This is a genomic window from Brachybacterium sp. Marseille-Q7125, assembly GCF_023062615.1.
Classification (GTDB): domain Bacteria; phylum Actinomycetota; class Actinomycetes; order Actinomycetales; family Dermabacteraceae; genus Brachybacterium.
In genome coordinates, this window is sequence record NZ_JALLAL010000115.1 from 1 (window position 1) to 1,678 (window position 1,678).

Sequence of the window (1,678 nt, forward strand, 5' to 3'; positions counted from 1 at the left end):
CCTCGGGCTTTCATCGTTGAGGTGTCCGAGGGGTGGTCGTAGACGCGGAAAGGTGCTCCTGACCTGGAAGAATAGGGCTTACTTAGGGTCCAATTCTCCAAGGTCGAAGGAGCACCTTCAGGGTGAACACTACCGGGTTGTATCCGCGGGTGCAGGTTGATGTCGCGCCGAGTGCGGCGGTGGGGCAGGCGGGTGGGGTGCTGCTGACCGAGACGGTCCGCGCCACCGGCCTGGACCGGGCCCTGTCGCAAGCGCTGGGACCGTGGCGGCGCCCGTTGGCGCAGCATGATCCAGGCAAGATCCTGCTCGACCTCGCGCTGACACTGGCTGTGGGCGGGGACTGCCTGGCCGACGTCGCTGCGGTGCGGGCCGAGCCGGACGTCTACGGTCAGGTGGCCTCGGATCCCACGATCTCTCGCCTGCTCGCGCTCCTGGCCAGCGATGTCGATGCTGCCGAACGCGCGATCAACACCGCCCGCCGCCGCGCCCGCGAGGCGGCGTGGGCTCGGGCCGGCAGCCATGCCCCGAGCCATCACGTCACCGCGAAGAACCCGCTGGTCATCGATCTCGACGCCACCCTCGTGACAGCTCATAGCGAGAAGGAGAACGCACGAGCGACGTTCAAGAAGGGATTCGGGTTCCACCCCCTGCTGGCCTTCGCCGACCACGGCGAAGGCAGTGGTGGGGAGATGCTGACCTGCCTGCTCCGGCCCGGGAACGCGGGCTCGAACACGGCTGCTGACCACAAGACCGTGATCAGACAGGCGCTGGCCCAAGTAGGGCTGGGGCCCAGGCCGGGGAAGAAGGTGCTGATCCGGATCGACGGTGCTGGCTCCACCAAGAAAACCATCGAGGAGCTGGTCAAACGCCGGGTCTCGTACTCGGTGGGATTCACGTTGCCCGCCAACACCCCGGAGGTCTACCGGATCATCCCCGAGCATGTCTGGGAGCCGGCCTATGACCCCGACGGCACCCCACGAGAAGGGGCGGACGTGGCCGAGCTGACCGGACTGCTGGACCTCAAGGACTGGCCTGAGCAGATGCGGGTCATCGTCCGCCGCGAGCGACCGCATCCCGGGGCGCAGCTGCGGTTCGAGGACGTCGACGGTTACCGCCTGACGGCGTTCGCGACCAACACCACGCAAGGCCAGTTGGCGGACCTGGAAGTGCGCCACCGTCGCCGTGCTCGCTGCGAGGACCGGATCCGGGCCGCGAAAGACGCTGGCTTACGGAACCTGCCGCTGAAATCCTTCGCCCAGAACCGGATCTGGTGCCAGATCATCGCTCTGGCCAGCGAAATCACTGCCTGGATGGGCCTGCTCGGCTACGCCGACCAGCCCGCCCGGCGGTGGGAGCCCAAACGTTTGCGCCACCGCTTGTTCCAGGTCCCCGCGACCATCGCTCGGCATGCCCGGCAGCGGGTCCTGCATCTCTCGGACCGGTCACGCTGGGCCGGGATCATCCAGGCAGGCCACGCCCGCCTCACCGGCCTCCCCGCCCCGGCCGGATAGCTCCCGGCCCCGTCGCTGACCGCACTCCCCAAGGACCCTGGCACCGGAACGCCCGACCACCGCGACCGACACGCGGCGGACCGTCACACCCTCATGCCACAATCAGCTCGCGCACACCGGCAACGACGCCGGACACCGCCGCTCAGCAGCACCATGAAAGATCGAGG

1 protein-coding gene is annotated in these 1,678 nt (G+C 68.2%); it reads left to right on the forward strand.

The features are described 5' to 3' along the window. Positions 1 to 122 precede the first annotated feature (122 nt). Positions 123 to 1,511, forward strand: coding sequence for an IS1380 family transposase (locus tag MU407_RS13930; RefSeq protein WP_102237372.1), 1,389 nt, complete (start codon positions 123 to 125; stop codon positions 1,509 to 1,511). Positions 1,512 to 1,678: the final 167 nt, after the last annotated feature.